The organism is Ochrobactrum sp. MYb379 (assembly GCF_037479515.1).
Lineage (GTDB): Bacteria > Pseudomonadota > Alphaproteobacteria > Rhizobiales > Rhizobiaceae > Brucella.
Genome location: NZ_JBBGYW010000003.1, coordinates 322,921 through 347,682, shown reverse-complemented (window position 1 = coordinate 347,682; position 24,762 = coordinate 322,921). Strand labels below are relative to the sequence as shown.

The following is a 24,762-nucleotide window of genomic DNA, read 5'->3' as shown; positions in this document are numbered from 1 at the left end:
CATCCCGCGAATGAAAGCCTTGGACTCGAATGCATTGGTCCTTCGTTATTCATCAAGCTATCGTTCGTTGTGAAGTAACATTGATCTAAAATCGCACTCTGTTTTCTTTTTTGTTCCGACCATACGATTATCAATTTAAGTTGGATTTGCTGCTTGCAGGCATATTGACGTTCCCGTAACTATGAAGCGAGAAGTAAGAATCTGCCACACGCGGGGTGTGCGCAGCCTACTTAGCGGAGACTTTTAGTCGGTGTCAGGTCCGTCATTTTCTTTGTTAGGCGCATATTTCCCATCATGGATGCTGTGCCTTTTCATTGCGATAATTATCACTCTTCTCGTGCGGGTTGTTCTGATCCGCATTGGTCTTGATGATATTCTTCCGTTTCGCCTGACAGCTTATACCGCAATGGTTATCGCGATTGCCTGCGGCCTCGCGCTTTTTGTGTATGGTCGATGAGTATGGAAAAGAACGCCTATAGTAAAAGAGAGTTCAGCATCATCGGTGTTTTGCTCACCGGCATATTGATCGTCGTCGCTTTCGTTATGGCGTGGCTTTATTTGCGTGAAGCCGACAAAAGCCCGCTTTCTGATGATGCTGTCATCGGAGCTAATATTGTTAATATTGCTGCGACAGTTCCCGGCAAAATCATTTCCATTAATGTCGAAGAAAATCAGGCAGTCAAAAAAGGCGATGTGCTTTTTTCAATTGACCCTGTGCCTCTCCAAATACTGGTTGACCAAACCGCTGCAGACCTCGCAATAGCTGAAGCAGCACTTGATACTCAAAGGCGTGCGGTAAAGGCTGAATCGCAAAATGCAATCATTGCCGACCAGCAGGTAGTGCGTGCCAGAACGAATCTTGATCTGGCTGAAGCAACGCTAAAACGCTTAGAGGCGCTTAGTCCGAAGGGCTATGTCACGCGTCAGCAGGTTGATGATGCAAAGACGTTGCGCAATGATGCTCAAATCAGTTTGACGCAGGCAGTGAAACAAGCTGAAGCCGCCACAACGCTCGTGGGAACGCTGGACAGCGCACAGGCATTGGTGCGTGCACGCCAAGCTGCTCTCGCACTGGCACAGCATAATCTCGACAACGCAGTCGTCATGGCACCCCATGATGGCAGGGTCGTAGGATCCAACCATGGCACCGGACAGATCATAGCTCCCGGCCAGTCTGTATTTACATTGATTGATACGTCGAGCTGGTATGCATCGGCGACCTTTCCTGAAACAGAGCTTCGCGGTATCAAGGTAGGCAGTTGTGCCGCTGTAAGAATTCTGGCCGATAGCTCCATCGTGGTAAAAGGCCGCGTCGAGGGTATTGGCTGGGGCGTTTCTTCCGAAGATCTCATCAATATACCGCGTAGTTTGCCCTATGTGCCTAAAAACTTAAATTGGGTACGCATAGCACAGCGCTTTCCGGTGCGTGTAAAGCTCATTGACCCTCCGGCAGAGTTGACGCGCTCTGGCGCATCAGCCGTTGTGACAGTGCATAATGGCAACGATTGCTAAATACGGACTTTGGGATGCAGTCCGCGAAACCCTAGCGGACCTGGCACCCTTTCCGGGCCGCATGGCAACGTCATGGCGTGTGGCAGCAGTCTGCGCGCTTGTTGCTGGCGTTGCGATGCTATTCAAAATCCCGGAATCCGCAATTAGCTGTTACCTGGTCATCTTTCTGATGAAGGCGGACGGCGCGGAAAATACGATTGTTGCGACTGCCGCGGTTATTGCGATCACCATTCTGGTGGCGCTGATGGTTCCTGTACTGCAGTGGACTATAGAATCTGCGTTGTTGCGTATTCTCGTTATGATCCTCGTTTCATTCGTTTTTATTTTCCTCGGTGCTGCCAGCAAACTCGGCGAGGGCGGCAGTATCGTCGCATTGATTATTGCCTTTATTTTGAGCCTTGTTAGTCAGGTTCCGATCAATGGCGTTATTTCTGTTGCTTTGCGCTATGCATGGGAAATGGCCATTCTTCCCATGTTTGTCATTGCGGGTTTCAGCCTGTTTTTCGGTCGCTGGAGTCTTACGCTGTTGCGTGATGAACTGCGCGAGCGCCTTTTGGTGGCCCGTAATGCACTTTCAAGTATCAATCCCTTGACGGATCCGTGGCTGCGGGAAAAGCTAGCTGCAGCCAATGACGACGAGAACAAACGTTCGATGCTTGTTAAAATACTGCATCAGACAACTCAAAAAAGACTAGCTCGAATACAAACGGATATTCCTGCATCGTATCAGTTGCTTTTTGCCGCTGCTGCTCTTCCCGCGGATACGCCGGATGAGAACCGGAAACATTATATTCGGCAAATCGACAGAGTCGTTGAGGCGTTGGATAGGGATGCACCGCTTCCTCCGCCTGAAATGTCGCCGGAGCCTTCGGTCCACAGGCAGGAGACAGGTATTTTGCAGGCGCTCAACAATATATCGGGGCGTGAGAAGACAGACTATAAAAAGGGTGCGGGTGACAGCTTTTTTGCCGCTGATGCTTTTACCAATCCTATTTATCAACGCTTTGCTCTCAAAACCACTTTGGCGGCAATTGCATGTTATGTATTTTACGCAGCAATTGATTGGCAGGGCATTCATACGGCGATGGTGACCTGCTATGTCGCCTCTCTTGGCACCGCAGGCGATACAATTCACAAATTGGCATTGCGTATCACCGGTTGTCTGATTGGGGCTGCGATTGGAATTGCGTCAATTATTTACCTCATGCCGCAGCTGGAAACTATTGGCGGACTGATGGTTCTAGTCTTTGCTGTCGCTCTTCTCGCCGCATGGGTATCTGCAGGCAGTGAAAAAGTTTCTTACGGCGGCGTTCAGATCGGCCTCGCATTTGCGTTGACCGTGTTGCAAGGCTTTGGTCCGACAACCGATATGGATTCGGCGCGCGACCGTATCGTCGGTGTACTGGTCGGAAACTTCGCCGTTTATCTTGTTTCTACACTGATATGGCCAGCGCCTGTTGTGACCGTTATCCGCCAGCGCCTTTCGGATGCAGCCAAAAAATTGGCTGAAATTGCATCTGCTACACCGGATGAACGACCCAAGATGATTGCCACAGTTGCTGAAACAGAACGTCTTTTGAGCGATGTTCGTTACTGTTTTTATCTGTTGCCGTTCGAACCTGCGTCTCTTCGTCCTTCAGAGAAGCTTGAAAAAACCTTTGATGGCTTTGTCGATGAGCTTGCTTCACTGAACAAGGAAGTCTACTTTTCTGGTGAGGTCATGCCCGATGCTGTTGAGAGATTGAACGCGCTCTCGTCACGCATAAAGTCTGATGTTATGCAGAGCGAAATTCCACCAGAAGATCAGGCTGTTTCTGCTGAGGAAGCAGAACACGAGGGGGCAACTAAAATCGATCAGCATCTTGCGCATATGGAAGCACTTTTGGCAGGCGGCAGGGTATGAGAAAGCCTGCGACGCTGAAATTCATTGCGCTATTTTCAATTTTTGCTCTTACCCTGAGCGGCTGTGCGACTGAAGCCTTGAAGCTCGCTCCGGCGTCCCCTGATCAGCCTTGGAAACCTGCGCAGGGGAAAAATGCACCTGCTGAAAATACCACAGGTGCTAAAGATTTCAGTATTCCATCCAACCCTGAACTGGCGCTCATTTCCAGTCCAGTCTCCGTTGATACGCGCTCGTCTTATGATCTTGCGCAGTTGATTGATCTTGCGCAGCGCAGCAATCCAACCACAAGAAATGCATGGGAAAAAGCACGTCAGGCTGCCCTTGCTGTAGGTATGGTAGAGGCAACGATGCTGCCCATAATCACAGCGAACGTGATTGGTGGTGTTCAAAAGACAAGTACGCCAGTTGATGTTCCTCTGATAGGAGAACGTACAGTTAATACGACCTTGAAGGGCGTCGCTCCTTCGGTAGCATTACAATGGCTGGTTTTTGATTTTGGTCAGCGCGCGGCGCTTGCGGATGCTGCAAAACAAGTCTCCTTTGCAGCCAATGTCACTTTTAATGCGATGCATCAGAAAGTTATTTTTGATGTTACCCGCACTTACTATGAATATAGCGCGGCGGTGGCCGGGCATCGGATTGCTGAACAAACCATGCGTAACAGCAAGGCCGTTCTTGCTGCGGTACAGGCGAAGCTGAATGAAGGCCGCGCCACAACTGTTGAGTTGGCACTTGCGAAGCAGCAGGTTGCGCAATCTGAATTGCGGCTTGTGAAATCGCAGGGGCAACAGCAGAATATTTATCAGGCACTTCTGGCGTCGATGGGCGTAAATGCCATGCTCAACATCAATGTTGAAAGTTCGATGAAAAGGCCGCTGCCCGCTAAGTTTGAAGGCATAACACAGCAGGCTGTCGAGACAGCCTTGTCCCGACGCCCTGACGTTGTCGCCAGTTACGCGGCATTGCAGGCAAGCAAGTCGGGCATAAAAGTTGCTCAGGCCGAATTTATGCCGAAAGTTTTTGTAGCGGGCGCGCTTGCTTCCACTAACAACCGTTTTGAAGCTGGCAGCTTGCCCTCAATTGGCAACCAGTCATCTGGAGCGGGTGTTCTGATCGGTGCCACGATGCCGCTTTATGATAGTGGGCTCCGTGCGGCCCAGCTCAAAAGCGCTGAATCGACACGCAATGCCGCGACTGAAACGTTCCGTAAGGTTCAGCTTGATGCGGTTGCAGAAATCGTTCTTGCATCCAATCTTCTTAAAACGTCTCTGGCTGCTAACAAAGCTGCGGGCGTTCTGGTTCAGACGTCCGCCACAGCATATGATGCGGCGCTTGAATCTTATAAGAATGGGCTTGGTACGATTACGATCGTCAATGAAGCCAACAATGCGTTGCTTGATGCAAAACTGGCGCAAACAGATGCACGTGCTGCCTCACTGATCGCGGCTGCTAATCTGGCATTCTTCACCGGGGCTTTGACATCAAGTTCGAGTGCTGTTGCGAGCTTGCCGGGAGTTTCAGCAGGGCAATGAAGGCTGGCTAAGGGCGGGGTAAAATGGCAAAATACTGGATAGCAGCAGGAATTATTCTGCTTTTTGCGATTGCCGCCTTTGTGTTCTGGTTTCTGATACGACACAAAAAAGGCTGGTCCAGAAATATTTTAGCTCACCTGACCTTCGTTGTAGCGATGTTTGGACTGATTATGACGTTCAGGCAAGTCGCTTATATGCTGCTTATTGACTATAAGATAACAGCGATTACGCCCGAAGTTATCAACACGGTATCAACTTTCGTCATGGCATTGATTGCCATGCAGCAGCTATTCCAGTTGATTAATCGCCTCACGCACAGCCAGATTGAACGTGGAAATGATGTGACGTCTGCGCGTATGGTCGCTCGTATTTTAAAGCTTGCGCTATTTCTCTTTATTATGCTGCTCTTTGGCGAGCAATTTGGGATAGGCCTTTCAGGTTTGCTTGCTTTTGGCGGTATCGGTGGCATCGCGATCGGTGTTGCCGGAAAAGATGTACTCAGTAACCTCTTCTCTGGGGTGATGCTTTATTTCGATAGACCGTTTAGCATCGGTGACTGGATAAGTTCGCCTGATCGAAACATTGAAGGTACAGTTGTTGAGATCGGCTGGCGGCTGACAAAGATTAAGACCTTTGATAATCGCCCGCTTTATGTGCCTAATGCCGCATTCTCGACCATCAGCGTTGAAAATCCGGGACGGATGACCAACCGACGTATCAATACCACTATTGGCTTGCGCTATGAAGACGGCGATAAAGTTTCTGGCGTAATCGACGACATAAGGTCGATGCTCAAAGCCAATGATAAAATAGACCAAACGCAAAGCCTGTTGGTCTATTTTAACGCCTTTGCGGACTCTTCGCTCAATATCATGGTTTATTGCTTTACCAAAACCACGCGCTGGGCCGAATGGCTCGATGCCCAGCAAGAGGTTTATCTCAGGATCATTGATATAGTTCATGCTCACGGAGCCGATTTCGCCTTCTCGTCTGAAACGCTTTATATCCAGCCTGATAAAACCGCCGAACAAAAGCCGGTTAAGGAATAGGTTTGCTGCAAGCACAAAACGAATAAGTGTGATGATCGTTGGTTATCAATAGAATTTCGATATGCTATTGATTTCTTGCTTCGCCACTTTCCCAAGGCACAACCTTTGCTTTTTGGCGCTTTCGAGCACGTTTGCTAATCGATAGGGTGCTTAAAATTGGAAGATAGTTTTTTCTTCATCCCGAGATTGGGAGAAGCTGTCGCGGAAATCAGAAGCATAGACTGGTCGCGCAATCCTCTTGGAGCGCCGGAAACCTGGCCTCGTCCACTCAGGACTGCCGTTCAAATGATGATGGCGTCCCGTTTTCCAAAGGCGATTGTTTGGGGTCCGAAATTCATTACCCTTTATAACGATGCTTTTAAGCCTATTCTTCGCGACAAGCAGAATTGTATGGGTAAGCCATTCAATGAAATATGGTCTGAAGTTTGGAATGATATTGGACCAATTGCCGAGAAGGCAATGCGCGGCGAGGCGACTTTTATCGAAGACTTTCCGCTGCTCATCAATCGTTCTGGCTTTAGCGAGCAGTGCTATTATACATTCTGCTATAGTCCTATTTTGGACGAAGACGGCAGTGTTGGCGGCATGATGGATACTGTTATTGAAACGACAGGCAAAGTCGAAGCCGAGAAGAACGCTCAGATTATGAATGCTGAGCTTGCACACCGCATCAAGAATACTTTTAGCATTGTAGGGGCTATTGCTAGCCAGACCTTTAAAAGCCGGGATAACGAAGATGAGCTCAGCTCTTTCTCCCGGCGGTTGTTCGCATTGAGCAGCGCGCATAATGTGCTGCAGTTTGGTAAAAGCTCAAGCGGATCATTCGCGCGGATCATTGGCGAAATCACCACGGCGCTTGGCGTTGATGATCGCGTTGATATTGACGGTGCCGATATTTTTATCGGACCCAAAGCTGCAAGTTCAACGTCGTTGTTGATCCACGAACTTTCCACAAACGCTATCAAATATGGCTCGTTGTCCAATGAAACGGGTCGAGTTTCGATTAGCTGGAATACAATGGATCACAATGGAATTGCTACGCTATTTTTAAACTGGCGTGAAACAGGTGGTCCGGCAATATCAAAGCCGGATAGGATTGGCTTCGGATCTAAGCTTATCAGAATGGGCCTTATGGGAACTGGTAACGTCGAGATTGATTACACTTCTGCTGGTTTGCGGGCTAAAATGAACGCACCCATTTATCAGATGCAGGGCGAGGGACGTCTTTATAATGACGGTTAGGTAATAGCCGCGATCGTATCATCGTTATGTTGGGATGATGGCGGCAAGGCCTCCATTTATGGGTTTTCACAGCAGAAAATCGTGCCCGAAATGGCTTGATGTATAACGCTAAACCGAGAGCTTTTCCTTTTTTCAATTTATAAGAAATTGTCTCGTCTTAGAAGATGGTTGAACAATAGTGAGCGCTCACATTTTTCATTTGACGTTTGATGGTATATGTGAATAATTTCTTCATAAGTGAACGGAGGGGTTCACATTGGAGGAAATCAAATGTTTTTGACACGCTCAGGCGTTGGCCTGAAAGCTCTTACTCTTGCAATTTTGTCGGCTTCCGCATTGAGCGCTCCAGCGCAAAGTCAGGATCGTGCAGCATTGCTGGGCACGTTACCGACCGAAATTCAGGCGTTTTACACCGATGTGGTTGAAGTTGGGCCATCCACTTATGGCGACTTTAAAGCCCCTGCTAAGCCTTGGCGCTGGTGTCACTCGGAATCCTATATGGGCAATCCGTGGCGTGTAACTTTCAATGACGAACTCAAGCGCCTCGTGGATGGTGCTATCGCCGCAGGTGATGTGTCGGAATATGTCGTGTCAGATTCCAATGGCGATGCGACACAGCAGATTTCGCAAATGCGTGCCTTCATTGAACAGGGTTGTAATGTCATTACGACAATTGCCGGTTCCTCGACTGCTTTAAATGCAGTGATCGATGATGCTTATAAGGCTGGGATTCCGGTCATCACATCGGCTGGTTCTGTTACAACGCCAAATGCCATTAATGTCATGCATAACCAAAACCTCTGGGGCTACCAGATGGGCAAAGGCATTGCCGAAGCCCTCAAAGATGGCGGCACGATCCTTCAGGTTGAAGGTATTTCCGGCCATCCGCTTGTGCAGCAGGAAAATGCCGGCCTTGAAAAGGCTGTCGAAGAAGCCGGAAACCTTAAAATCGCCCGCAAGGTAAGTGGCGAATGGACTGGCACGACAACCAAGTCTGCTGTGCTTCAGGCACTCGCAACCACGCCGCAGCAGATTGATGCGGTCTGGTCCACAGGCAGTGAAGCGCGCTTTATTGCTGAAGCCTTCCAGCAGGCGGGGCGTCCGTTACCACTGATTGCAGGCTCCATTTCGGGGGATGCGCTCGGCTATTGGAATGCCAATCAGGACTCATTCAAGTTCTATGGTGGTGAGGTCTCACCGCATGTCGCAGCACAGAATGCATTCCGCGTTGCGCTGCGTGTTCTTGAAGGCCAGAAGCCGCTCGTAAACACGATCATTGCGCCGATGCCGCTCGTGACTCAAGTTGACCTACCAAACTGGTACAAGGACTGCATGAAGCCGGATTCGGCTGCCATCTTCCCGATCCCGCCGCAGGACCCGTTCCCCGAAGAATTGCTGAATGGCTACTTCTCGAATGGAAGTGCAACCGCACTTTATGATTTCGCAAAAGTACCAGCGTCCTGCGCCAAGTAAGTAGCTTGTGCAAATACAACCATTGCCAGAGTTTCTGGCAATGGTTTTCATTTTCTGCCTGCGGAAAGTCATTCCATTATGCCCGAGCCTGATCTTAACCTAATCGGCACATCCCATATGCACAGGCTGCTTGCGGAGGCTGGTCTGCCGCCGATCACGCATGCGCCAGTCAAATCATTAAGGATCGAAAACCTCGAAAAGCGATATGGCGAAACTGTTGCGTTAACGGGTGCTAACGTCGATTTTCGCTATGGGGTTCACACCATTCTGGGTGAGAATGGTTCTGGCAAAAGCACAATGCTCAAAATTCTGTCAGGTGTAGTGGCTCCTACGCATGGACGCGTCGTTCTTAACGATAAAACAATTGCCGCCAACTCCCCGGCAGAAATGAAAGCGCTTGGTCTCGCCACAGTCTTTCAGGAAGTGCTGATCGCGCCGCATCGTTCGGTTGTTGAAAATATTTTCTTGGGCTTTGATGGATTGCTTTCTCGCAAAGTCAGCAAAGTCGTGCGTGAAAAGGCGTCTCAAGCGGTTTTGTCGAAGATTGCCCGCTTTCCAATTGATCTTCATGTTCCTGCTGGCAGCTTGTCGCTTGCGGCTCAACAGTTGGTTGTCATTGCGCGGGCTTTCATTAGCCGTCCCTCGATCCTGCTTCTGGATGAAGCCACTGCTGCGCTTGATTATGCAGATCGTGATCTGGTTTTTGAGACAATCGAAGATTATGCAAAGTCGGGTAACATTGTGATCTTCATTTCGCATCGTCTTGAAGAGGTGAAGCGTCTTTCCGATCAGGTTACGGTTCTGCGAAGCGGGCAGATTGTCGATACGCTTGACCGACATCAGATCAACAGTCAGATCCTTCTTGAACTCATGGCACCGGAGGCTCATCTCCATGTCGAATAATCAGACTATTCTTAGCTACGAAAACCTTGTGCTGGCGCCGGGGCGCAAAGCTCTGTCCGGCACGATCCGCGCTGGCGAAATCACCGGGCTTGCAGGATTGGAAGGCCACGGACAGGAGCAGTTTTTGCTTGCACTGGCGGGTTTTAGTCAGCCGCGCCAATCCTCAGTCGAAGTAGTTGGCAGGTCAGGCGAGCGCCAAGCCTATCGTAATCATCATGATGCAGCAAAGCGTGGGGTTGTTTACCTTCCGCGCGACAGACGCGCGACCGGCATTTTCCCGGTGCTTTCCGTACTTGATAATTTCGGCATGCCTTCTATGCCGCGTTTTTCGTGGGGCGGTATACTCAATCGCCGCAAGCAAAAAGAAGAATTGCAGCGCTATACGGAATTTCTGTCGATCCGCTATCCGGCCATGGATGCGCCAATTACGGCATTGAGCGGTGGCAATCAGCAGAAGGTTTTGCTTGCAAGGCTTTTGGCGCTGAACCCGCGTGTGATGCTGCTTAATGACCCAACCCGCGGCGTCGATCTAAATACGCGCATGAAATTCTATGAAGCATTTCGCAAGCTTGCTCGTGAAGAAGGCATTGCGCTTGTGATCCTGTCGAGTGAAATCGAGGAAATTTTGCAAATCTGCGACAGTGTTTCGGTGTTTCGTGATTTTGAATGCTCAAAAACAATAGGCAAATCTGAAATGTCGATGTCAGGTGTTCTTGCGGCCATGTTCGGACAGGATGAGGTGGCGCTATGAGCACATCCAATCAATCAGGTTTTTTGCAACGTCTGTTCTCTGGCGGGCAGGAAACGCGACTGGCCACAATCCTCTTTGTCATTCTGCTAGTTGTTAATATCGTGCTCAATCCGGTGCGCTTTGCACCGTCAAACTGGGGCGCAGTTCTGGGGCTTGCAGCACCACTGCTGCTGACTTCGCTTGCAATCACAATTCCGTTTCTCGCCGGGCGCGGTTCGATTGACATCTCTGTTGGCCCGCTCGTCGGATTGATCAATGTTATTTTGGTGCAGTTGCTGATCACCAAGGGAGGCATATCCTCCCCCTTTGTTATCATACCCGCAGCCATCGCGCTTGGCGTTCTTGCGGGCGCACTCAACGGACTGCTTGCGGCAATCATCCGTATTCAGCCAATTGTGGCGACGCTTGGCACTTATCTGATATTTGGTGGGCTGGCGCTGACCATCCTGCCGTCACCATCCGGTTCAGTTCCGGCATGGTTTGCAGCCCTCGCAGGTCCATGGTCCATTCTACCGGTTGGCACGGCCATTCTGATTTGGATCGGCATTAAACGCCTGCCATTTTATGAAACGCTGATGGCGGTTGGTAGTGAAGACCGCGCAGCCTACACTGCAGGTGTCAATGTTCCGCTTGTACGCTTTATGGCTTACGTACTGGCTGGCCTTTTTGCGGGTTTGGCAGCAATCTCGCTGACAGCTCTTATTGGCTCCGGCGATCCGATTATCGGACCGGGCTATACGCTGATTGCCATTGCTGCGGTAGCACTAGGCGGCGTCAGCCTTGCTGGTGGTGTTGGTGGTTTGAAAGCAGCATTTCTGGGTGCAGCTGATATTTTCCTGCTGCAAAGCATGTTGACGGCGTTCAATGTATCTACTTTCGTTCTTCAAGCCGTCTATGGCGCAGTTCTTGTTCTGGCTGTGTGCCTCAACTCTGAAAAACTGAAACTTTATTTCCGACGCAAGGTGGCGCAGCCATGATTAAAGCCTTAGCTACCAATCGTGCGCTGGTCGCCTTCATCGGGGTTGTTCTTGTTTTCCTTCTCGGTGCAGCCCTCATTCCCGGCTTTGCCAGCTTGTTTTCCATCCGCGCCATGCTGGTTCTGGCATCGCTGCTGGCTATTGCAGCGCTCGGTCAGACGCTGGTGATGATCCTTGGCGGTATCGATCTTTCGATCCCTTTTGTCATTGGCTTTGCTAATGTGGTCTTTGCAAGCCTCTATGGTGATGGAATGTCGCCGCTGATGGCAGGGGTGATCGTGCTTGTATCAGCGGGTCTGATTGGCGCGTTTTCGGGCGCATTGTCAGCCGCACTTTCCATTCATCCCTTGATCGTAACTTTGGGCGTTGGCACAATGGTTCAGGCGGGTGTTCAGATATGGACACGCGGGTTGCCGACCGGCTCGGCTCCTGCCTTCATCAATGACTTTGTATCATTAGGTGGCAGCATCGGACCTTTACCGTTTCCATGGTTGATCCCGTTCACCCTCTTCCTGACTATTGGCACAGTTTTTGTGTTGCGGCGCACGATTTATGGCCGCAAGCTTTATGCGCTTGGCTCTAACATCAAGGCCGCAGAAATTGCGCTGATCAGGCCTGTGGCGATCTGGGCGATCACGTTTGGCTTGAGTGCTATGTTTGCAGCGCTTGCCGGCATTTTGCTGCTCGGCTTTACCGGATCATCAAGTGCGACGGTTGGCACACCCTATCTGTTTCAGACAGTATCAGCGGTAGTGATTGGCGGAACGGCATTAATTGGCGGCCGAGGCGGTTTTGTCGGTACCGTTGCAGGCGCTATCATGTTGATGGAACTGCGCACATTCCTGATCGGTATGGGGTTTTCGGATGCCATGGTGCAGTCTGCACTTGGTGTGCTTATCCTTCTTCTGGTGGCAGCCTATGGCCGCGACCGTCATATCCGTAACCTGATCTGAAGGAAATACAGATGGACGAAAGGCTTGCAAAAACCATTGCCGCCATCAGGGCATCAGGTGCGGATTGGGGCATTTTCACCAGCCCTGACGGGGTTGCCTATGCATCCGGACATATCGTGGCAATTGAAGCGGGACCATCACCATTTGCTGGTGGTCCTGCCATTGCAGTGGTAGGCAAAAATGGTGAGTGCGGACTTGTTGTCACCAATCTTGAAGCTGGCACCCAAAGCTGGGCCGAATTGATCGTCACCTATGAAGGCTTTTCCTATAAAAGCCCGACCGATATTTTCGCCAATTATTGCGATACGGCTGGCCAGTTATTTGCAAAGCTCGGCGTGAGTGGAACAGTGGCAATTGAGGAAGCAAGCTTTCCATTATCACTGCTGCCACTCATTGAAACATGCAAGCGCGTGTCGATTGGCGATGCGTTTAAACGCGAACGCATGATCAAAACATTAGCGGAAATTGCGTTGCTACGCGAGGCCGCATTAACAGCATCAGCCGGGCAGCGGACATTTCTCGAGAAGACCAAAGCAGGCCGTACCGAGCTTGAAGTCTTTGCCGATATAAGACTTGCGATGGAAAGCCGTGCCGGCGAACGCTTGCCGCTGACCGGCGATTTCATCTCCGGCAAAGAGCGTACATCGGCATTTATGGGCTGGCCGACGAACCGGACGATACAAACCGGCGATCCGCTGATTTGTGATCTAGCACCGCGCGTCAATGGCTATTGGGGTGATAGTTGTGCATCGGCCATGCTTGGAAAGCCAAGCGCAGGTTTTGGAAAGCAGTTCAAGGCAGCAAAATCGGCGCTTGATTTGGCCATTGAGATTATCCGCCCGGGGCTTGGTATCGGCGAACTCGATCAGAGATTACAGGCGCATATCGCGGCCCATGGTTACAGCTATGCTCACCATTCCGGCCACTCGATCGGCACATCTGTGCATGAATGGCCAAGGCTCGTCGGCTATGAAACCGAGAGCTTTAAAAAGGATATGGTGGTTATGGTCGAACCGACCGCCTTTGACCCTGACATTGGCGGTGTGAGGCTCGAATTTATGCTGCACGTCACAGAAAATGGCTGCGATGTGCTAACCGATTTCGAGCATCAGTTGTCTATAGATTAAACGGTCGGATGCAGACAGGTGTGCCGATTTCTATCCGCTTGCCTGTGTCGGTTAGTTTACCTGATGAACGATCTCTCGAGAATATATTGATGCAATCGCTGTTCTGGTTGGCAACCAGAAGCCAGTTGCCGTCTGGTGTCAGCGTAAAATTGCGCGGTGTTTTTCCGCCCGTAGGCACGAAACCTAGATCGCTCAAATTCCCGTTTTGCTGATCAATACTAAAAGCGGCAATGCTGTCATGGCCTCGATTGGAGCAATATAAATGTGCACCATCCGGCGAGATATGAATATCTGCACCGTGGGATTCTACGCCCGATGGTATCGTCGCCCAACTTTGAACAAGCTGCATTTCGCCGCCATTGCGATGAATGAGTGAAACAGTGGAGTTCAGTTCATTGGCAACATAGATAAAACGACCATTTGGGTGCTGCGCGATGTGGCGCGGTCCGGCACCGGGTGACACAGCAACGCTTGCCTGTCTTTCGAACTGCCCTTGCTCATCGACGCGATAGGCAATCACTTCATCAAGCCCAAGGTCAGCAGACAGGAAAATTCCGCCGTCTGGAGTTTCGACTATGCAGTGAGGATGGCTGCGTTCCTGCCGTTCGCTGTCCGGACCTAGCGAACCTTCATGGCGCACAGAACCTGTTACAGAACCGAGACTGCCGTCATCATTGATAGGAAGGGCAACGAGAGACTGATCTGGGCCACCGCTCCCCATTGCATAATTGGCAACCAGCACGAACTTTCCGTCACGGCTGATGGTATTGTGCGCCGTTATACTACCCTGACAGGCTTGCTTGTTGAGGTAGACCAGTTCGCCTTTTTCACCATCAAAACGATAGGCGCTCACGGCGCCCTCATGCCACCCAAACACTTCAGAATTGGCATAGATTACGCCGGAGACAGGATTAACGCTAAGGTAAGTTGGATTGTCGACAGAGGAGGTGCTGCAAATGCGCTGGGCGTCACCGGTGGCGGTATCGAATGCATAGATTGAAAGGCCTTTGCCACGCGCACCCTGAAAATAGGGTGCTTCACGATTAACTGAGCCCACTGCCAGATAAAGTTTACTCACGCATTCCTCCAATGCAATTCACGTCGATTGATCCATCCCTTATTGCCTGCCGACATGCAAGCTTGGGGCGGCAACTTGAGTTCGGGGCATCGCTATTTTGATGATTATCTGCACAATAGGTTTAGCCCGAATCTAACTGCAATGGAGTGTAGAGCCGATGCAAAGAATTACCATAACTGTCGATGATGATCTTATGACAGAGTTGGATGCTTTGATTGCTCTGAAAGGATACGCCAATCGCTCCGAGGCTGTGCGTGATCTGGTCCGTGCGAGTATCAAAGATACCGCAATTGCATCTGACGCAACCAGCGAATGTGTTGGAGTGTTAAGCTATGTTTATCAACATGATGCGCGTGATCTTGCAAAAAAATTGACAACGTCACACCACGAACATCATCACATGTCTGTTGCCTCGCTGCACGTGCATATGGATCATGAATTATGCCTTGAAGTTAGCCTGCTTCGCGGCGAGGTGAAAGCGGTGAAAGAGTTTGCAAACTCCATCATTTCGCAGCGGGCTGTCGTGTACGGCGATGTTTCAATTATTCCCCACCAGAACAATCATCATCACGATTGACGCTGAATAGAACAATTCATACAGGACTTTAGTTCTAAATTCGATAATATCATATTGAAAACATTGATTTAGACTGATTGCTCTGTTTAATGCATGTGTGTTTTGTTTTAGCAGTCACCAGCTACTTGATAGTGGACAATTATGGATCTGACCGTTCTCATATTCTTGCTTGTATATCTTGCGATGGGTTGCGGAACTTTACCAGGTTTTAAGGTTGATCGGACGGGCGCTGCAATCATTGGCTCGCTCGCAATGCTTGTGGCAGGCAGTATCACTGCGCAAGCTGCATGGAACGCGATTGATTACAAAACCTTGGGCATGTTGTTTGGCCTGATGGTCGTATCAGCCGGATTTTCTGTTTCTGGCTTTTATGGCTGGGTTGCAAAGCGCGTAACAGAGCTACCATTATCGCCGCCGCTATTGGTCGGCGTCATGATTGTTATGGGCGCTTCGTTCTCAGCGTTTCTGACAAAAGATGTGGTCGCAGTGGCTATGACGCCCTTGCTGGTTTCGGTGAGCTTGGCGCGCGGGCTTAATCCTGTGCCATTTCTTTTGGCTTTCTGCTTTGCCGTTAATACCGGTTCAACAGCCACTTTGATCGGTAGCCCGCAGAATATGATTACCGCTCAGCAATTGGGTTTGTCGTTTAACGGGTTCCTGAAAATAGCTGTTATTCCCGCACTGCTTTCTCTGCCGATTGTCTGGGGCGTTATCGTTTTCGCATATCGGGGCCGCTGGGAGCTGAAGGCACCTTCGACCAAAGGCGACGATGTCTCGCAGGCGAGTGAAATTGACGTTCTAGAGACAATAAAAACCGGACTCGTAGCAATTGTCGTCATTGGGTTCTTTGTTTTCAGTGATTTCCCACGCGAGCTTGTTGCTATGGCTGGTGCCGGTATCCTGCTTGTAAGCCGTAAAGTTTCATCGAAAGACATGCTCAAACAGGTCGATGGCGATCTGCTGCTTTTGATCATGGGGCTTTTCATTGTAAATGCAGCGATAGCCGGAACAGGCATTCCGCAGGATTTGCTCAACCATTTACGCGAAGCCGGTCTTAATTTGAATGATCCGCTTTCACTGCTTTTTGTTGGCGGCGTCTTAAGCAATCTGGTTGGAAACAATCCAGCCGTCATGCTGTTGGTGCCTTATCTTCATTCTGGCCCTGATGCCGATGCATTGGGTGCTGCTTTGGCTTTGGGGACAGGTTTCTCAAGTAATATGATCGTCTTTGGCAGCCTCGCTGGTATTATCGTTGTTGAACAAGCTGGTGCGCGTGGCATTAAAATATCATTTATGGAGTTTGCCAGAACTGGCGCAATTGTGATGTTTTTATGTATGATCGTTGCTGCTTCCTGGATATTTGTTTTAACCAAATTCTAGTTGATAAGATTTATTGCAAAATTTCTGAAAATTTAAGTTTGCTTGATAAGCATATCAATACTGTAAATAGATGCCGATGTATTAATCCTGATCTCAGAAATTTATTTATTTATTTGTAAAATAAGTATTGCTCCGTAACGATGCGATTGCTAGCTTGACTACGGTGGTTTAATCGAGGGGAGCTATCTTATGGGCTGCTGCATGCCGACTCCCCATTGTCTTTGTACGGAGGTTACGTATGCATTTCACGCCGCGAGAGATTGACAAGCTCATGATTCATACGCTGGCGATTGTCGCGCAGCGTCGTAAAGACCAGGGTTTGAAGCTCAATCATCCTGAAACCGTATCTTTGATTGCTGCCGCCGCCCTTGAAGGCGCGCGCGCTGGAAAGACGCTCGAACAAGTCATGGAATTGGCGCGTAAGACCATCACCAAAGATGATGTGATGGAGGGTGTCGTTGAGATGATCCCTTACGTGCAGGTTGAAGCTGTTTTCACTGATGGCAGCCGTCTCGTTACCGTTCACGATCCAATCCAGTAACCCCCGCAGGGAGGCTTAGTTATGGCTGAAGATAAAGCAAAGACTCCTGTTGGAGGATTGGTTCTCGGTAAAGGCGATATTGAAATCAACGCCGGCTATCCAACAACAACTTTGAAAGTCCGTAATAAAGGCGACCGTCCAATTCAGGTTGGCTCGCATTATCACTTTTTTGAAGTGAACGCCGATCTGGAGTTTGATCGCGAGCAAGCTTTTGGCAAGCGCCTGAATATTCCTGCAACAACCGCTTTGCGTTTTGAGCCGGGCGATGAAAAGCAGGTCGTTCTTGTTCCTTATCAGGGCAAGCAACGCGTTCTCGGGTTCAACGGCCTGGTGAATGGTTGGGTTGGCGAAGAAAGCTACAACGAATCCCGCCCACGTCTGACGGATGCAATGGAGCGTGTTGCGCGCTACGGCTTTAAAAATAAGCCGTAATTGCCCGCCCCAACATCAGCGAACAGGATAGTGAAATGGCTAAAATCTCAAGGCAGCAATATTCGGATTTGTACGGTCCGACCACAGGCGACAAAATCCGTCTGGGCGATACTGATCTTTACATCGAGATTGAAAAAGACCTTCGCATCTATGGCGAAGAAGCGGTTTACGGCGGCGGCAAAACGCTGCGTGACGGCATGGGCTATGACAACGAACTGACGAGTGCCGCTGGTGCACCGGATCTTGTCATTACCAATGTCACAATCGTTGACGCCATTCAGGGCGTCATCAAGGCCGACGTAGGCATTAAAAACGGCCTGATTTACGGCATCGGTAAAGCAGGCAACCCGTCCACCATGTCAGGCGTTACACTGCCGCTCGGACCGGGAACGGATGCGATCTCCGGTGAGCATCTGATCCTGACGGCTGGTGGCATCGATGCGCACGTACACTTCATTTCGCCACAGCAGGCAGAAGCCGCTCTCAGCAATGGCGTGACCACGCTTTTTGGCGGTGGTATTGGTCCATCGGACGGCACCAACGGCACGACGATTACGCCGGGAACGTGGAACATCGAAATGATGCTGCGTTCATTTGATAGCTGGCCCGTCAATGCGGGCGTTTTGGGCAAGGGCAACTCTTCTTCAGTTGTGACTATCGAAGAGCAGCTTCGCGCTGGTGCCATGGGCCTCAAAATCCATGAAGATTGGGGCAGTACACCGGAAGCAATCCGTACATCGCTCACGGTTGCTGATGCATTTGACGTACAGGTTTGTATCCACACCGATACGCTCAACGAAGCTGGTTTTGTTGAAAATACCATTGCCGCTTTTGAAGGCCGCACCATCCACACCTATCACACTGAAGGTGCTGGCGGCGGTCACGCACCGGATATTATCCGCGTTGCAGGTCAGCCGAATGTTATTCCAAGCTCGACCAACCCAACGCTGCCATATGGCATCAATTCGCAGGCCGAATTGTTTGACATGACTATGATCTGCCACAACCTCAGCCCGAAAATTCCGACCGACGTTGCTTTTGCTGAAAGCCGCGTGCGCCCGGAAACCATTGCGGCTGAAAACGTGCTGCACGACATTGGTGCAATTTCCATCCTGTCGAGCGATAGTCAGGCAATGGGTCGCGTCGGTGAAAACTGGATGCGTACCATCCAGACCGCACATCTAATGAAGACGCGCTTTGGTGCTTATGAAGGGGACAAGTCCGGCAACGACAACCAGCGTGTGCTGCGTTTCGTGTCCAAAGTGACCATCAATCCAGCAATTGCTCAGGGCGTGTCCCATGTGGTTGGCTCGATTGAAATCGGCAAAATGGCCGATCTGGTGCTCTGGGAGCCAGCATTCTTCGGTGCCAAGCCGAAAATGGTCATCAAGGGCGGTATGATTTCATGGGCCTTGATGGGCGATCCGAATGCATCGCTGCCAACGCCACAGCCAGTGATCTATCGTCCGATGTATGGCGCATTTGGGTCGGCATTGCCAAAAACCCGCGTGACATTCACGTCGGCTGCAGGTTTTGAGCATGGCATCGTGGATCGTTACGAGCTGAAATCACAGGTCATGCCGGTTTATAACACGCGCGCTATCAGCAAGGGTTCAATGGTTCGCAACAATGCGTTGCCGACGATTGAGGTGAACCCGGAAACATTCGCGGTTACCGTGGACGGCAAGCACGCTACCGTTGAGCCAGCGACGAATGTTCCTTTGACACAGCTTTACTTCTTTAGCTGATGTGAAATCTGCGGGAGGGAGCTATCCCTCCCGCTTTCAAATATAAAATGTAATGCCTGAAAGTGTATGCTTTTGCGGCACTTTTCAGTGGCCGATATGAAGCGATAAGCTTCCGGAGGAACTATGATTCTCGTTGAGAAAACACTCGGTAACATCAAGGATTCCGTGTGGCATGATCGTTCGCATCATGCACAGGTTGATTATCTTGCTCTTGAGCAATGGGAAGCTCCAAAAAGCCGTTTGCGTAAGGAAAGCGAAGGTGGCGTAGAGCTTGCCATTTCACTTCCGCGTTCCGAGCATCTGCATGATGGTGATGTTCTTTATTACGACGAAGCCGCGAAAATTATCGTTGTCGCACGCATAGCGCTCAAGGAAGTGATGGTCATTGAGCTTGAAGGGCTGGAAGAACTCGCACCTCAAGAAATCCTCCGCATTTGCTTTGAGCTGGGTCATGGTCTGGGCAATCAGCATTGGCCAGCGGTGATTAAAGGCACAACGGTTTATGTGCCGCTGTCTGTTGATCAGAAAGTCATGGCCTCTGTCATGCGCACCCATGCGTTTGATCGCGTAAAGACGCATTTTGCACCGGGCGAAGAAGTTGCAGCGAAGCTTGATGCCAAAGAAGTACGGATGCTTTTTGCGGGCGCCGACGCGACACCGCATCATCATCACGATCTTCACAAGCATGAGCACGCGCATTCGCACGATCACTCCCATAAACACGGCCACGAACATTCTCACGGTGACCATTCTCACTCTCATGATCATAGCCATGAACACAGTCATGACCACGATCATTCGCATGGCCATCATCACGGGCACGATCACAGGTAAGCAATGTCAGGCATAAAGAACGAAGAACCGCGTTCTATGCAGGATATGGTTCTTTTGGCGAAACTGCTGCAATTCTCGGATTCAACCTTGCCGGTTGGTGCTTTTGCATTTTCAAACGGGCTTGAATCTGCCCTACAGACCGAGGTTGTAAAAAACCCGGAAAGCCTGCATCAGTTTGTCAATCTGGTGGTTCGACAGGCCGCTCATATGGACGGCATTGCATTTCTTCATGCCCATCGCGCCATTCTGGCGGGAGATTATGAAACTGTGCTTGCCGCTGATCATGAAGTCTGGGATCGCCGGGTGGGCGAAGAGCAACAGCTTATGCTGGCCCGAATGGGTAAGAAATTCGCTGAATTGTCTCTCAAGATCAGCGATTTTCCGCCGCTTGAGCGCTGGCTGAAAGACATCAAATCCGGCACCACACCCGGATGTTTTCCAATCGGTCAGGCATTGGCTTTGGCACATATGGGCGCAGATGAACGGCAAGCTTTTGTTGTCCATCAATATGGCGTTGCATCGATGATCTTGAGCGCTGCTATGCGGTTGATGCGCATTGACCATCTCGACACGCAACGCATTTTATTCGCAACGCAGAGCCGGGTTGAAAGCGACTATGAGGATGTGCACGGTCTGGGGCTAGATGAAATGTCCAGTTTCGCACCGATCTTCGATGTTTTGGTCGCGCATCACACGAAAACGCATGTCCGTCTATTCATGAACTGATTACGTTTCGAAATAGGAATAAACCATGAAGAAAATTACACGTATTGGTATCGGTGGACCTGTTGGTTCGGGCAAGACGGCGGTTATTGAAACGATCACGCCACGGCTGATTGAAATGGGCATCAAGCCGCTCATCATTACCAATGACGTTGTGACGACAGAAGACGCAAAGCAGGTTCGTCGCACACTCAACGGCATTCTGATCGAAGAAAAGATTGTTGGCGTTGAAACCGGCGCTTGCCCGCATACGGCAGTGCGCGAAGATCCGTCGATGAACATTGCAGCGGTCGAAGAGCTGGAAGAAAAGTATCCGGACAGCGACGTTATTCTGATTGAATCGGGCGGCGATAACCTCACGCTCACATTCAGCCCAGCTCTCGCCGATTTCTATATTTACGTGATCGATGTGGCTGCTGGCGACAAGATTCCTCGCAAGAATGGCGCGGGCGTTTGTCAGTCCGATATTCTCGTCATCAACAAAAAGGATCTCGCACCTTATGTTGGCGCGAGCCTTGAAGTGATGGACCGCGATTCCAAGCTGATGCGTGGCAAAAAGCCATTTGTTTTCACCAATTGCAAAACGGGTGAAGGTATTGATGATCTGATGAAGCTCATTCTCGATATGGCTCTGTTTGACGTTAAGCCAGTTCTCGCTACCGAAGCCGCTGGGTAAACTCATGAGCCTTCACGAGCGACTAAGCCGACTTGATGCAGCCCGTGAGCTGAACTCGTATCAAACCGAGCCAGCTCAGATGCGTGCTGCCGGACCCGGAAAAATCGGCGAGTTGCGTCTGGGCTTTTCTATTCGCAACGGTCGCTCGGTGCTGCATGATCTTTATCGTGTGGCTCCGCTTCTGGTTCAGCAGGCGCTTTATTGGGACGAAGCGATGCCTGAGCTGCCGATTTGCTCCATCATCTCGATTGGCGGCGGCATTTTGCAGGGTGATCGCTACAAGATCGATATTCATGTTGGTGAAAATGCTTGTGCTCAGGTGACATCACAGGGCGCAAACCGTGTTCACCAGATGGATGCAAATTATGCCTCGCAATATCAGACGGTTACGGTAGAAGCAGGGGCTTATCTCGAATATTTGCCCGATTTCACAATACCTTATCGCAACTCTCGCTTCATCAACCAGACGGAAATCGTCATTGATGAGAGTGCGACGCTGATCTATGGCGAGATGATGATGACGGGACGAAAGCATCATCATGAAGACGAGCGCTTCGGCTTCGATTTGCTCTCCATGTTTGTCTCTGTGAAGCGGCCAAATGGTAAGCGCCTGTTTACGGATAAGGTGCTGATCGAAAAAGGTAATCCAACGATAGATTTTGCGGGCGTCATGCGCGGCTTTGATGCCTTTGCAAATATTGTCTGCGTCACACCGCCTGATGTTGCTGCACGTATCAAGGAGCGCGTCGAGGTAAACTTCAGCACTGATGCGCCACGCGCAATTTCGGGCGTATCCATGCTGCCCAATAATGCCGGTCTTATGCTGCGTACCGCAGGTATCGAGAGCTATGACGTGCGCGCTGAGGTGCGAAATTTCTGGAAAATTGTTCGTGAAGAAGCCCGTGGGCGTACTCTGCCAGAAGAGTTTCTCTGGCGTTAAAAATCGAAAAGCGGCTTCGATGGGTTGAGAGGGGATACTGAGATGGCAGAGAAGAAAGTTAGTTTTCCAATCACCTGCCTTCGTGGGGCGGGGCAGGTTTTCTTCATGGAAAACGCCTTTACCGGCGTAATGTTTTTTGCAGCAATCGCCTATGCGTCTTATGCGACCGGCATTTGGGCCACCACGATTGGCGCGGTCATTGGCCTGATCGTTGCCACGCTGACCGCTCAGCTGCTCGATTGCGATAAGCCATCCGTTAATTCAGGTCTTTTCGGCTTCAACGGCATTCTTGTTGGCGTAGCACTGCCAACCTTCATCGCAGCAACACCACAGCTCTGGTTTTATATCATTATCGGATCAGCACTAAGCACGGTCATCACAGCCACATTCGGCGCAACGCTTACGAAAAGCTGGGGCATACCCGGGTCAACAGGCCCGTTCGTGCTGACCGGCTGGCTGATGGTCGCTGGTGCTTATTCGTTTGGCGCACTTGATGTTACCGGCGATGCTCCAAAACTCGTCTCCGACTATATTGCAGGTGCTGCGACCATTCCGGCCACTATTGAATTGGTGCAAATCTTCTTCCGCAACATTGCGCAAGTATTTTTGCTCGGCAATGAGGTAAGTGGCGCTTTGATCCTGATCGGCATTTTCGTCGCTTCAAGACAGGCGGGCATTGCGGCAGCGCTCGGATCGCTGATCGCCATGATCACAGCAATTGGCATGCGCGCTGATCCGGCAACGGTTGTTCAGGGGCTTTATGGATTTAGTCCAGTGCTGACAGCGATTGCAGTCGGTGTGATTTTCCTGAAAACCGATGGAAAAGTCATCGTTTACGCCGTGCTTGCAACCATTGTCACCGTGTTCATTCAGGGTGCCTATGATGTGCTCATGGCCCCAATGGGACTACCGTCATTCACAGCACCCTATGTGCTTACACTTTATCTGTTTATCGCACCGAAGAAACTTTTCGCACCGCATCCTCATAAGCCGGTCGCCAAGCATCTTGTCAGCGATAAGTAATTTTTGAAATAGGAACCGATGGCTCTGAATTTCAGTTCTGAAGGAAAAAGAACATGCAAACTATAAGTGCTGGCGACACAGCTTTTCTTCTGATTTGTACGGCGCTGGTCTGTATGATGACCCCGGCTTTGGCGCTTTTTTACGGTGGTCTTGTTCGCCAGCGTGATGTGCTGTCCATCATGATACAGAACTTCGTCTGTATGGGTGTGATCGGCCTGATCTGGGTTTTTGGTGGTTTCAGCCTTGCCTTCGGCCCGTCAATCGGCGGTGTCATTGGTGACATCACCACCTATTTTGGCATGTACCATGTGGGTATTGAACCAAATCCGCAATACGCAGCGAATGTTCCTTTCATTCTGGTATTTGCTTATCAGATGATGTTCGCGATCATCACGCCTGCGCTGATGACCGGTGCCTTTGTCGGGCGCTTTAAGTTTGGTGCGTATCTGTTCTTCATAGCCTTCTGGACCATTCTGGTTTACCTGCCAGCAGCGCATTGGGTTTGGGGTGGCGGCTTCCTTGCAAAACTTGGCGTTGTCGATTTTGCGGGCGGTATCGTCATTCACGCTTCTGCCGGTTTCTCTGCATTGGCTGCTGCGAAATATCTCGGTAAGCGCAAGCTCGCAGCCGGTGAAAAAGAATCACAGCCTGCCAGTTTGCCGCTTGTTGCAATCGGTGCAGGTCTGCTCTGGTTCGGTTGGTTCGGCTTTAACGCGGGTGGCGCTTATGCGGCTGACGCATTGGCCGCTTATGCTTTCACCAACACAATGCTTGCAGGCTCTATCGCCATGCTCGTCTGGATGTTCTGGGAGTGGAAAGAATCCGGTCGTCCGTCGTTCTCTGGCGTTCTTGTTGGCGCAGTGACCGGTCTTGCAACGATCACGCCTGCTGCCGGTTACGTTGAGCCGATGACCGCACTGCTTATCGGTGCCATCGGCGCTTCGGTCTGCTTCAATGCAAAATATGTACAGAAGTGGCTCAAAATCGATGACACGCTGGAAGTCTGGCGCGCGCATGGTGTTGGCGGCATGACAGGGGCGATCCTGATCGGTGTAACGGCCAGCTCCAGCATTAATGCTGTTTCGGCAAGCGCGTATCAGCTCGGCATTCAGGCAATGGCTGTGGCTATCGTCGCGGCTTATGCCTGGATTATCACGATGATCCTGCTCAAAATCCTTGATGCTTTCGGTCATCTGCGCGTGCCGGAAGAAGTGCAGGTCGAGGGTCTCGACGATAATCTCTACGGAGAAAATGCTTTCAGCCTTTGGGGTATGAAAAAGCACATGGACAAGTAAATCGTCCATTGAATAACGCAAAAGCCCGCATCTACTCGTTGCGGGCTTTTCTTTCAATTTCTCATGCACTTAAAGCAAAATAAAATTCTTATT

The 24,762-nt window shown here is 50.4% G+C and carries 24 protein-coding genes; 23 read left to right on the top strand and 1 reads right to left on the bottom strand.

What is annotated here, in order from left to right:
- Window positions 1-250 precede the first annotated feature (250 nt).
- The 12 genes from WH356_RS08870 to WH356_RS08815 all read left to right on the top strand — a co-directional run bounded on the left by WH356_RS08870 (window position 251) and on the right by WH356_RS08815 (window position 13,422).
- A complete protein-coding gene (locus tag WH356_RS08870; protein WP_310014795.1) occupies window positions 251-457 on the top strand; it encodes a YtcA family lipoprotein in 207 nt (68 codons plus the stop codon).
- Window positions 454-1,512, top strand: coding sequence for a multidrug transporter subunit MdtN (gene mdtN, locus WH356_RS08865; RefSeq protein WP_339509939.1), 1,059 nt, complete (start codon window positions 454-456; stop codon window positions 1,510-1,512). The genes WH356_RS08870 and mdtN overlap by 4 nt, the downstream gene beginning before the upstream one ends.
- The gene (locus WH356_RS08860; RefSeq protein ID WP_339509938.1) at window positions 1,496-3,415 is read left to right on the top strand and encodes an FUSC family protein; all 1,920 of its coding nucleotides are present in this window, start codon (window positions 1,496-1,498) and stop codon (window positions 3,413-3,415) included. Before mdtN ends, WH356_RS08860 begins: the two co-directional genes overlap by 17 nt.
- The gene (locus tag WH356_RS08855) at window positions 3,412-4,947 is read left to right on the top strand and encodes a TolC family protein (protein ID WP_339509937.1); all 1,536 of its coding nucleotides are present in this window, start codon (window positions 3,412-3,414) and stop codon (window positions 4,945-4,947) included. Before WH356_RS08860 ends, WH356_RS08855 begins: the two co-directional genes overlap by 4 nt.
- Before the next feature lie 23 nt (window positions 4,948-4,970).
- Window positions 4,971-5,996, top strand: a complete 1,026-nt coding sequence (locus WH356_RS08850; RefSeq protein WP_339509936.1) for a mechanosensitive ion channel family protein — start codon at window positions 4,971-4,973, stop codon at window positions 5,994-5,996.
- A 285-nt stretch (window positions 5,997-6,281) separates the two neighbouring features.
- Window positions 6,282-7,238, top strand: coding sequence for an HWE histidine kinase domain-containing protein (locus WH356_RS08845; RefSeq protein ID WP_339509934.1), 957 nt, complete (start codon window positions 6,282-6,284; stop codon window positions 7,236-7,238).
- Between the two features lie 270 nt (window positions 7,239-7,508).
- On the top strand, window positions 7,509-8,711 hold the full coding sequence (locus WH356_RS08840; protein WP_339509933.1) for a substrate-binding domain-containing protein: 1,203 nt from the start codon (window positions 7,509-7,511) through the stop codon (window positions 8,709-8,711).
- Window positions 8,712-8,789: 78 nt separating this feature from the next.
- On the top strand, window positions 8,790-9,614 hold the full coding sequence (locus WH356_RS08835) for an ATP-binding cassette domain-containing protein (protein ID WP_339509932.1): 825 nt from the start codon (window positions 8,790-8,792) through the stop codon (window positions 9,612-9,614).
- Entirely contained in the window at window positions 9,604-10,365 is a 762-nt protein-coding gene (locus WH356_RS08830) for an ATP-binding cassette domain-containing protein (RefSeq protein WP_339509931.1), read from the top strand. The genes WH356_RS08835 and WH356_RS08830 overlap by 11 nt, the downstream gene beginning before the upstream one ends.
- Window positions 10,362-11,342, top strand: a complete 981-nt coding sequence (locus WH356_RS08825; protein WP_339509930.1) for an ABC transporter permease — start codon at window positions 10,362-10,364, stop codon at window positions 11,340-11,342. The genes WH356_RS08830 and WH356_RS08825 overlap by 4 nt, the downstream gene beginning before the upstream one ends.
- Window positions 11,339-12,295, top strand: a complete 957-nt coding sequence (locus WH356_RS08820; RefSeq protein WP_339509929.1) for an ABC transporter permease — start codon at window positions 11,339-11,341, stop codon at window positions 12,293-12,295. The genes WH356_RS08825 and WH356_RS08820 overlap by 4 nt, the downstream gene beginning before the upstream one ends.
- An 11-nt stretch (window positions 12,296-12,306) precedes the next feature.
- Window positions 12,307-13,422: a M24 family metallopeptidase gene (locus tag WH356_RS08815; RefSeq protein ID WP_339509928.1), complete on the top strand. Its 1,116-nt coding sequence runs from the start codon at window positions 12,307-12,309 to the stop codon at window positions 13,420-13,422.
- Here the strand turns inward: WH356_RS08815 and WH356_RS08810 are convergent.
- A complete protein-coding gene (locus WH356_RS08810) occupies window positions 13,412-14,500 on the bottom strand; it encodes a lactonase family protein (protein ID WP_339509927.1) in 1,089 nt (362 codons plus the stop codon). The genes WH356_RS08815 and WH356_RS08810 overlap by 11 nt on opposite strands.
- A 157-nt stretch (window positions 14,501-14,657) precedes the next feature.
- Here WH356_RS08810 and nikR point away from each other — a divergent pair, with 157 nt between their 5' ends.
- The 11 genes from nikR to WH356_RS08755 all read left to right on the top strand — a co-directional run bounded on the left by nikR (window position 14,658) and on the right by WH356_RS08755 (window position 24,669).
- Window positions 14,658-15,077, top strand: a complete 420-nt coding sequence (nikR, locus tag WH356_RS08805) for a nickel-responsive transcriptional regulator NikR (protein ID WP_339509926.1) — start codon at window positions 14,658-14,660, stop codon at window positions 15,075-15,077.
- 141 nt (window positions 15,078-15,218) lie between these two features.
- Window positions 15,219-16,457, top strand: a complete 1,239-nt coding sequence (locus WH356_RS08800) for an ArsB/NhaD family transporter (protein WP_339509924.1) — start codon at window positions 15,219-15,221, stop codon at window positions 16,455-16,457.
- A gap of 238 nt (window positions 16,458-16,695) precedes the next feature.
- Window positions 16,696-16,998: an urease subunit gamma gene (locus tag WH356_RS08795; RefSeq protein WP_339509923.1), complete on the top strand. Its 303-nt coding sequence runs from the start codon at window positions 16,696-16,698 to the stop codon at window positions 16,996-16,998.
- A gap of 21 nt (window positions 16,999-17,019) precedes the next feature.
- Window positions 17,020-17,430, top strand: a complete 411-nt coding sequence (locus WH356_RS08790; RefSeq protein ID WP_339509922.1) for an urease subunit beta — start codon at window positions 17,020-17,022, stop codon at window positions 17,428-17,430.
- Between the two features lie 35 nt (window positions 17,431-17,465).
- On the top strand, window positions 17,466-19,178 hold the full coding sequence (locus tag WH356_RS08785) for an urease subunit alpha (RefSeq protein ID WP_339509921.1): 1,713 nt from the start codon (window positions 17,466-17,468) through the stop codon (window positions 19,176-19,178).
- A 123-nt stretch (window positions 19,179-19,301) separates the two neighbouring features.
- Window positions 19,302-20,012 (top strand): urease accessory protein UreE, encoded by a 711-nt coding sequence (gene ureE / locus WH356_RS08780; protein WP_339509920.1) that lies wholly within the window; start codon window positions 19,302-19,304, stop codon window positions 20,010-20,012.
- A gap of 3 nt (window positions 20,013-20,015) precedes the next feature.
- The gene (locus WH356_RS08775) at window positions 20,016-20,738 is read left to right on the top strand and encodes an urease accessory protein UreF (protein ID WP_339509917.1); all 723 of its coding nucleotides are present in this window, start codon (window positions 20,016-20,018) and stop codon (window positions 20,736-20,738) included.
- Between the two features lie 25 nt (window positions 20,739-20,763).
- On the top strand, window positions 20,764-21,411 hold the full coding sequence (gene ureG / locus WH356_RS08770; protein WP_250042530.1) for an urease accessory protein UreG: 648 nt from the start codon (window positions 20,764-20,766) through the stop codon (window positions 21,409-21,411).
- 4 nt (window positions 21,412-21,415) lie between these two features.
- Window positions 21,416-22,351, top strand: coding sequence for an urease accessory protein UreD (locus WH356_RS08765; RefSeq protein WP_339509911.1), 936 nt, complete (start codon window positions 21,416-21,418; stop codon window positions 22,349-22,351).
- A gap of 42 nt (window positions 22,352-22,393) precedes the next feature.
- A complete protein-coding gene (gene yut / locus WH356_RS08760; RefSeq protein WP_339509909.1) occupies window positions 22,394-23,374 on the top strand; it encodes an urea transporter in 981 nt (326 codons plus the stop codon).
- 53 nt (window positions 23,375-23,427) lie between these two features.
- Window positions 23,428-24,669 (top strand): ammonium transporter, encoded by a 1,242-nt coding sequence (locus tag WH356_RS08755; RefSeq protein WP_339509907.1) that lies wholly within the window; start codon window positions 23,428-23,430, stop codon window positions 24,667-24,669.
- The last annotated feature ends 93 nt before the right edge of the window (window positions 24,670-24,762 follow it).

Bases quoted from the DNA above. Each gene is read 5' to 3' on its own strand.
- mdtN (WP_339509939.1), top strand. From the start codon at position 454: ATGAGTATGGAAAAGAACGCCTATAGTAAAAGAGAGTTCAGCATCATC.
- WH356_RS08860 (WP_339509938.1), top strand. From the start codon at position 1,496: ATGGCAACGATTGCTAAATACGGACTTTGGGATGCAGTCCGCGAAACC.
- WH356_RS08855 (WP_339509937.1), top strand. From the start codon at position 3,412: ATGAGAAAGCCTGCGACGCTGAAATTCATTGCGCTATTTTCAATTTTT.
- WH356_RS08850 (WP_339509936.1), top strand. From the start codon at position 4,971: ATGGCAAAATACTGGATAGCAGCAGGAATTATTCTGCTTTTTGCGATT.
- WH356_RS08845 (WP_339509934.1), top strand. From the start codon at position 6,282: ATGATGATGGCGTCCCGTTTTCCAAAGGCGATTGTTTGGGGTCCGAAA.
- WH356_RS08840 (WP_339509933.1), top strand. From the start codon at position 7,509: ATGTTTTTGACACGCTCAGGCGTTGGCCTGAAAGCTCTTACTCTTGCA.
- WH356_RS08835 (WP_339509932.1), top strand. From the start codon at position 8,790: ATGCCCGAGCCTGATCTTAACCTAATCGGCACATCCCATATGCACAGG.
- WH356_RS08830 (WP_339509931.1), top strand. From the start codon at position 9,604: ATGTCGAATAATCAGACTATTCTTAGCTACGAAAACCTTGTGCTGGCG.
- WH356_RS08825 (WP_339509930.1), top strand. From the start codon at position 10,362: ATGAGCACATCCAATCAATCAGGTTTTTTGCAACGTCTGTTCTCTGGC.
- WH356_RS08820 (WP_339509929.1), top strand. From the start codon at position 11,339: ATGATTAAAGCCTTAGCTACCAATCGTGCGCTGGTCGCCTTCATCGGG.
- WH356_RS08815 (WP_339509928.1), top strand. From the start codon at position 12,307: ATGGACGAAAGGCTTGCAAAAACCATTGCCGCCATCAGGGCATCAGGT.
- nikR (WP_339509926.1), top strand. From the start codon at position 14,658: ATGCAAAGAATTACCATAACTGTCGATGATGATCTTATGACAGAGTTG.
- WH356_RS08800 (WP_339509924.1), top strand. From the start codon at position 15,219: ATGGATCTGACCGTTCTCATATTCTTGCTTGTATATCTTGCGATGGGT.
- WH356_RS08795 (WP_339509923.1), top strand. From the start codon at position 16,696: ATGCATTTCACGCCGCGAGAGATTGACAAGCTCATGATTCATACGCTG.
- WH356_RS08790 (WP_339509922.1), top strand. From the start codon at position 17,020: ATGGCTGAAGATAAAGCAAAGACTCCTGTTGGAGGATTGGTTCTCGGT.
- WH356_RS08785 (WP_339509921.1), top strand. From the start codon at position 17,466: ATGGCTAAAATCTCAAGGCAGCAATATTCGGATTTGTACGGTCCGACC.
- ureE (WP_339509920.1), top strand. From the start codon at position 19,302: ATGATTCTCGTTGAGAAAACACTCGGTAACATCAAGGATTCCGTGTGG.
- WH356_RS08775 (WP_339509917.1), top strand. From the start codon at position 20,016: ATGTCAGGCATAAAGAACGAAGAACCGCGTTCTATGCAGGATATGGTT.
- ureG (WP_250042530.1), top strand. From the start codon at position 20,764: ATGAAGAAAATTACACGTATTGGTATCGGTGGACCTGTTGGTTCGGGC.
- WH356_RS08765 (WP_339509911.1), top strand. From the start codon at position 21,416: ATGAGCCTTCACGAGCGACTAAGCCGACTTGATGCAGCCCGTGAGCTG.
- yut (WP_339509909.1), top strand. From the start codon at position 22,394: ATGGCAGAGAAGAAAGTTAGTTTTCCAATCACCTGCCTTCGTGGGGCG.
- WH356_RS08755 (WP_339509907.1), top strand. From the start codon at position 23,428: ATGCAAACTATAAGTGCTGGCGACACAGCTTTTCTTCTGATTTGTACG.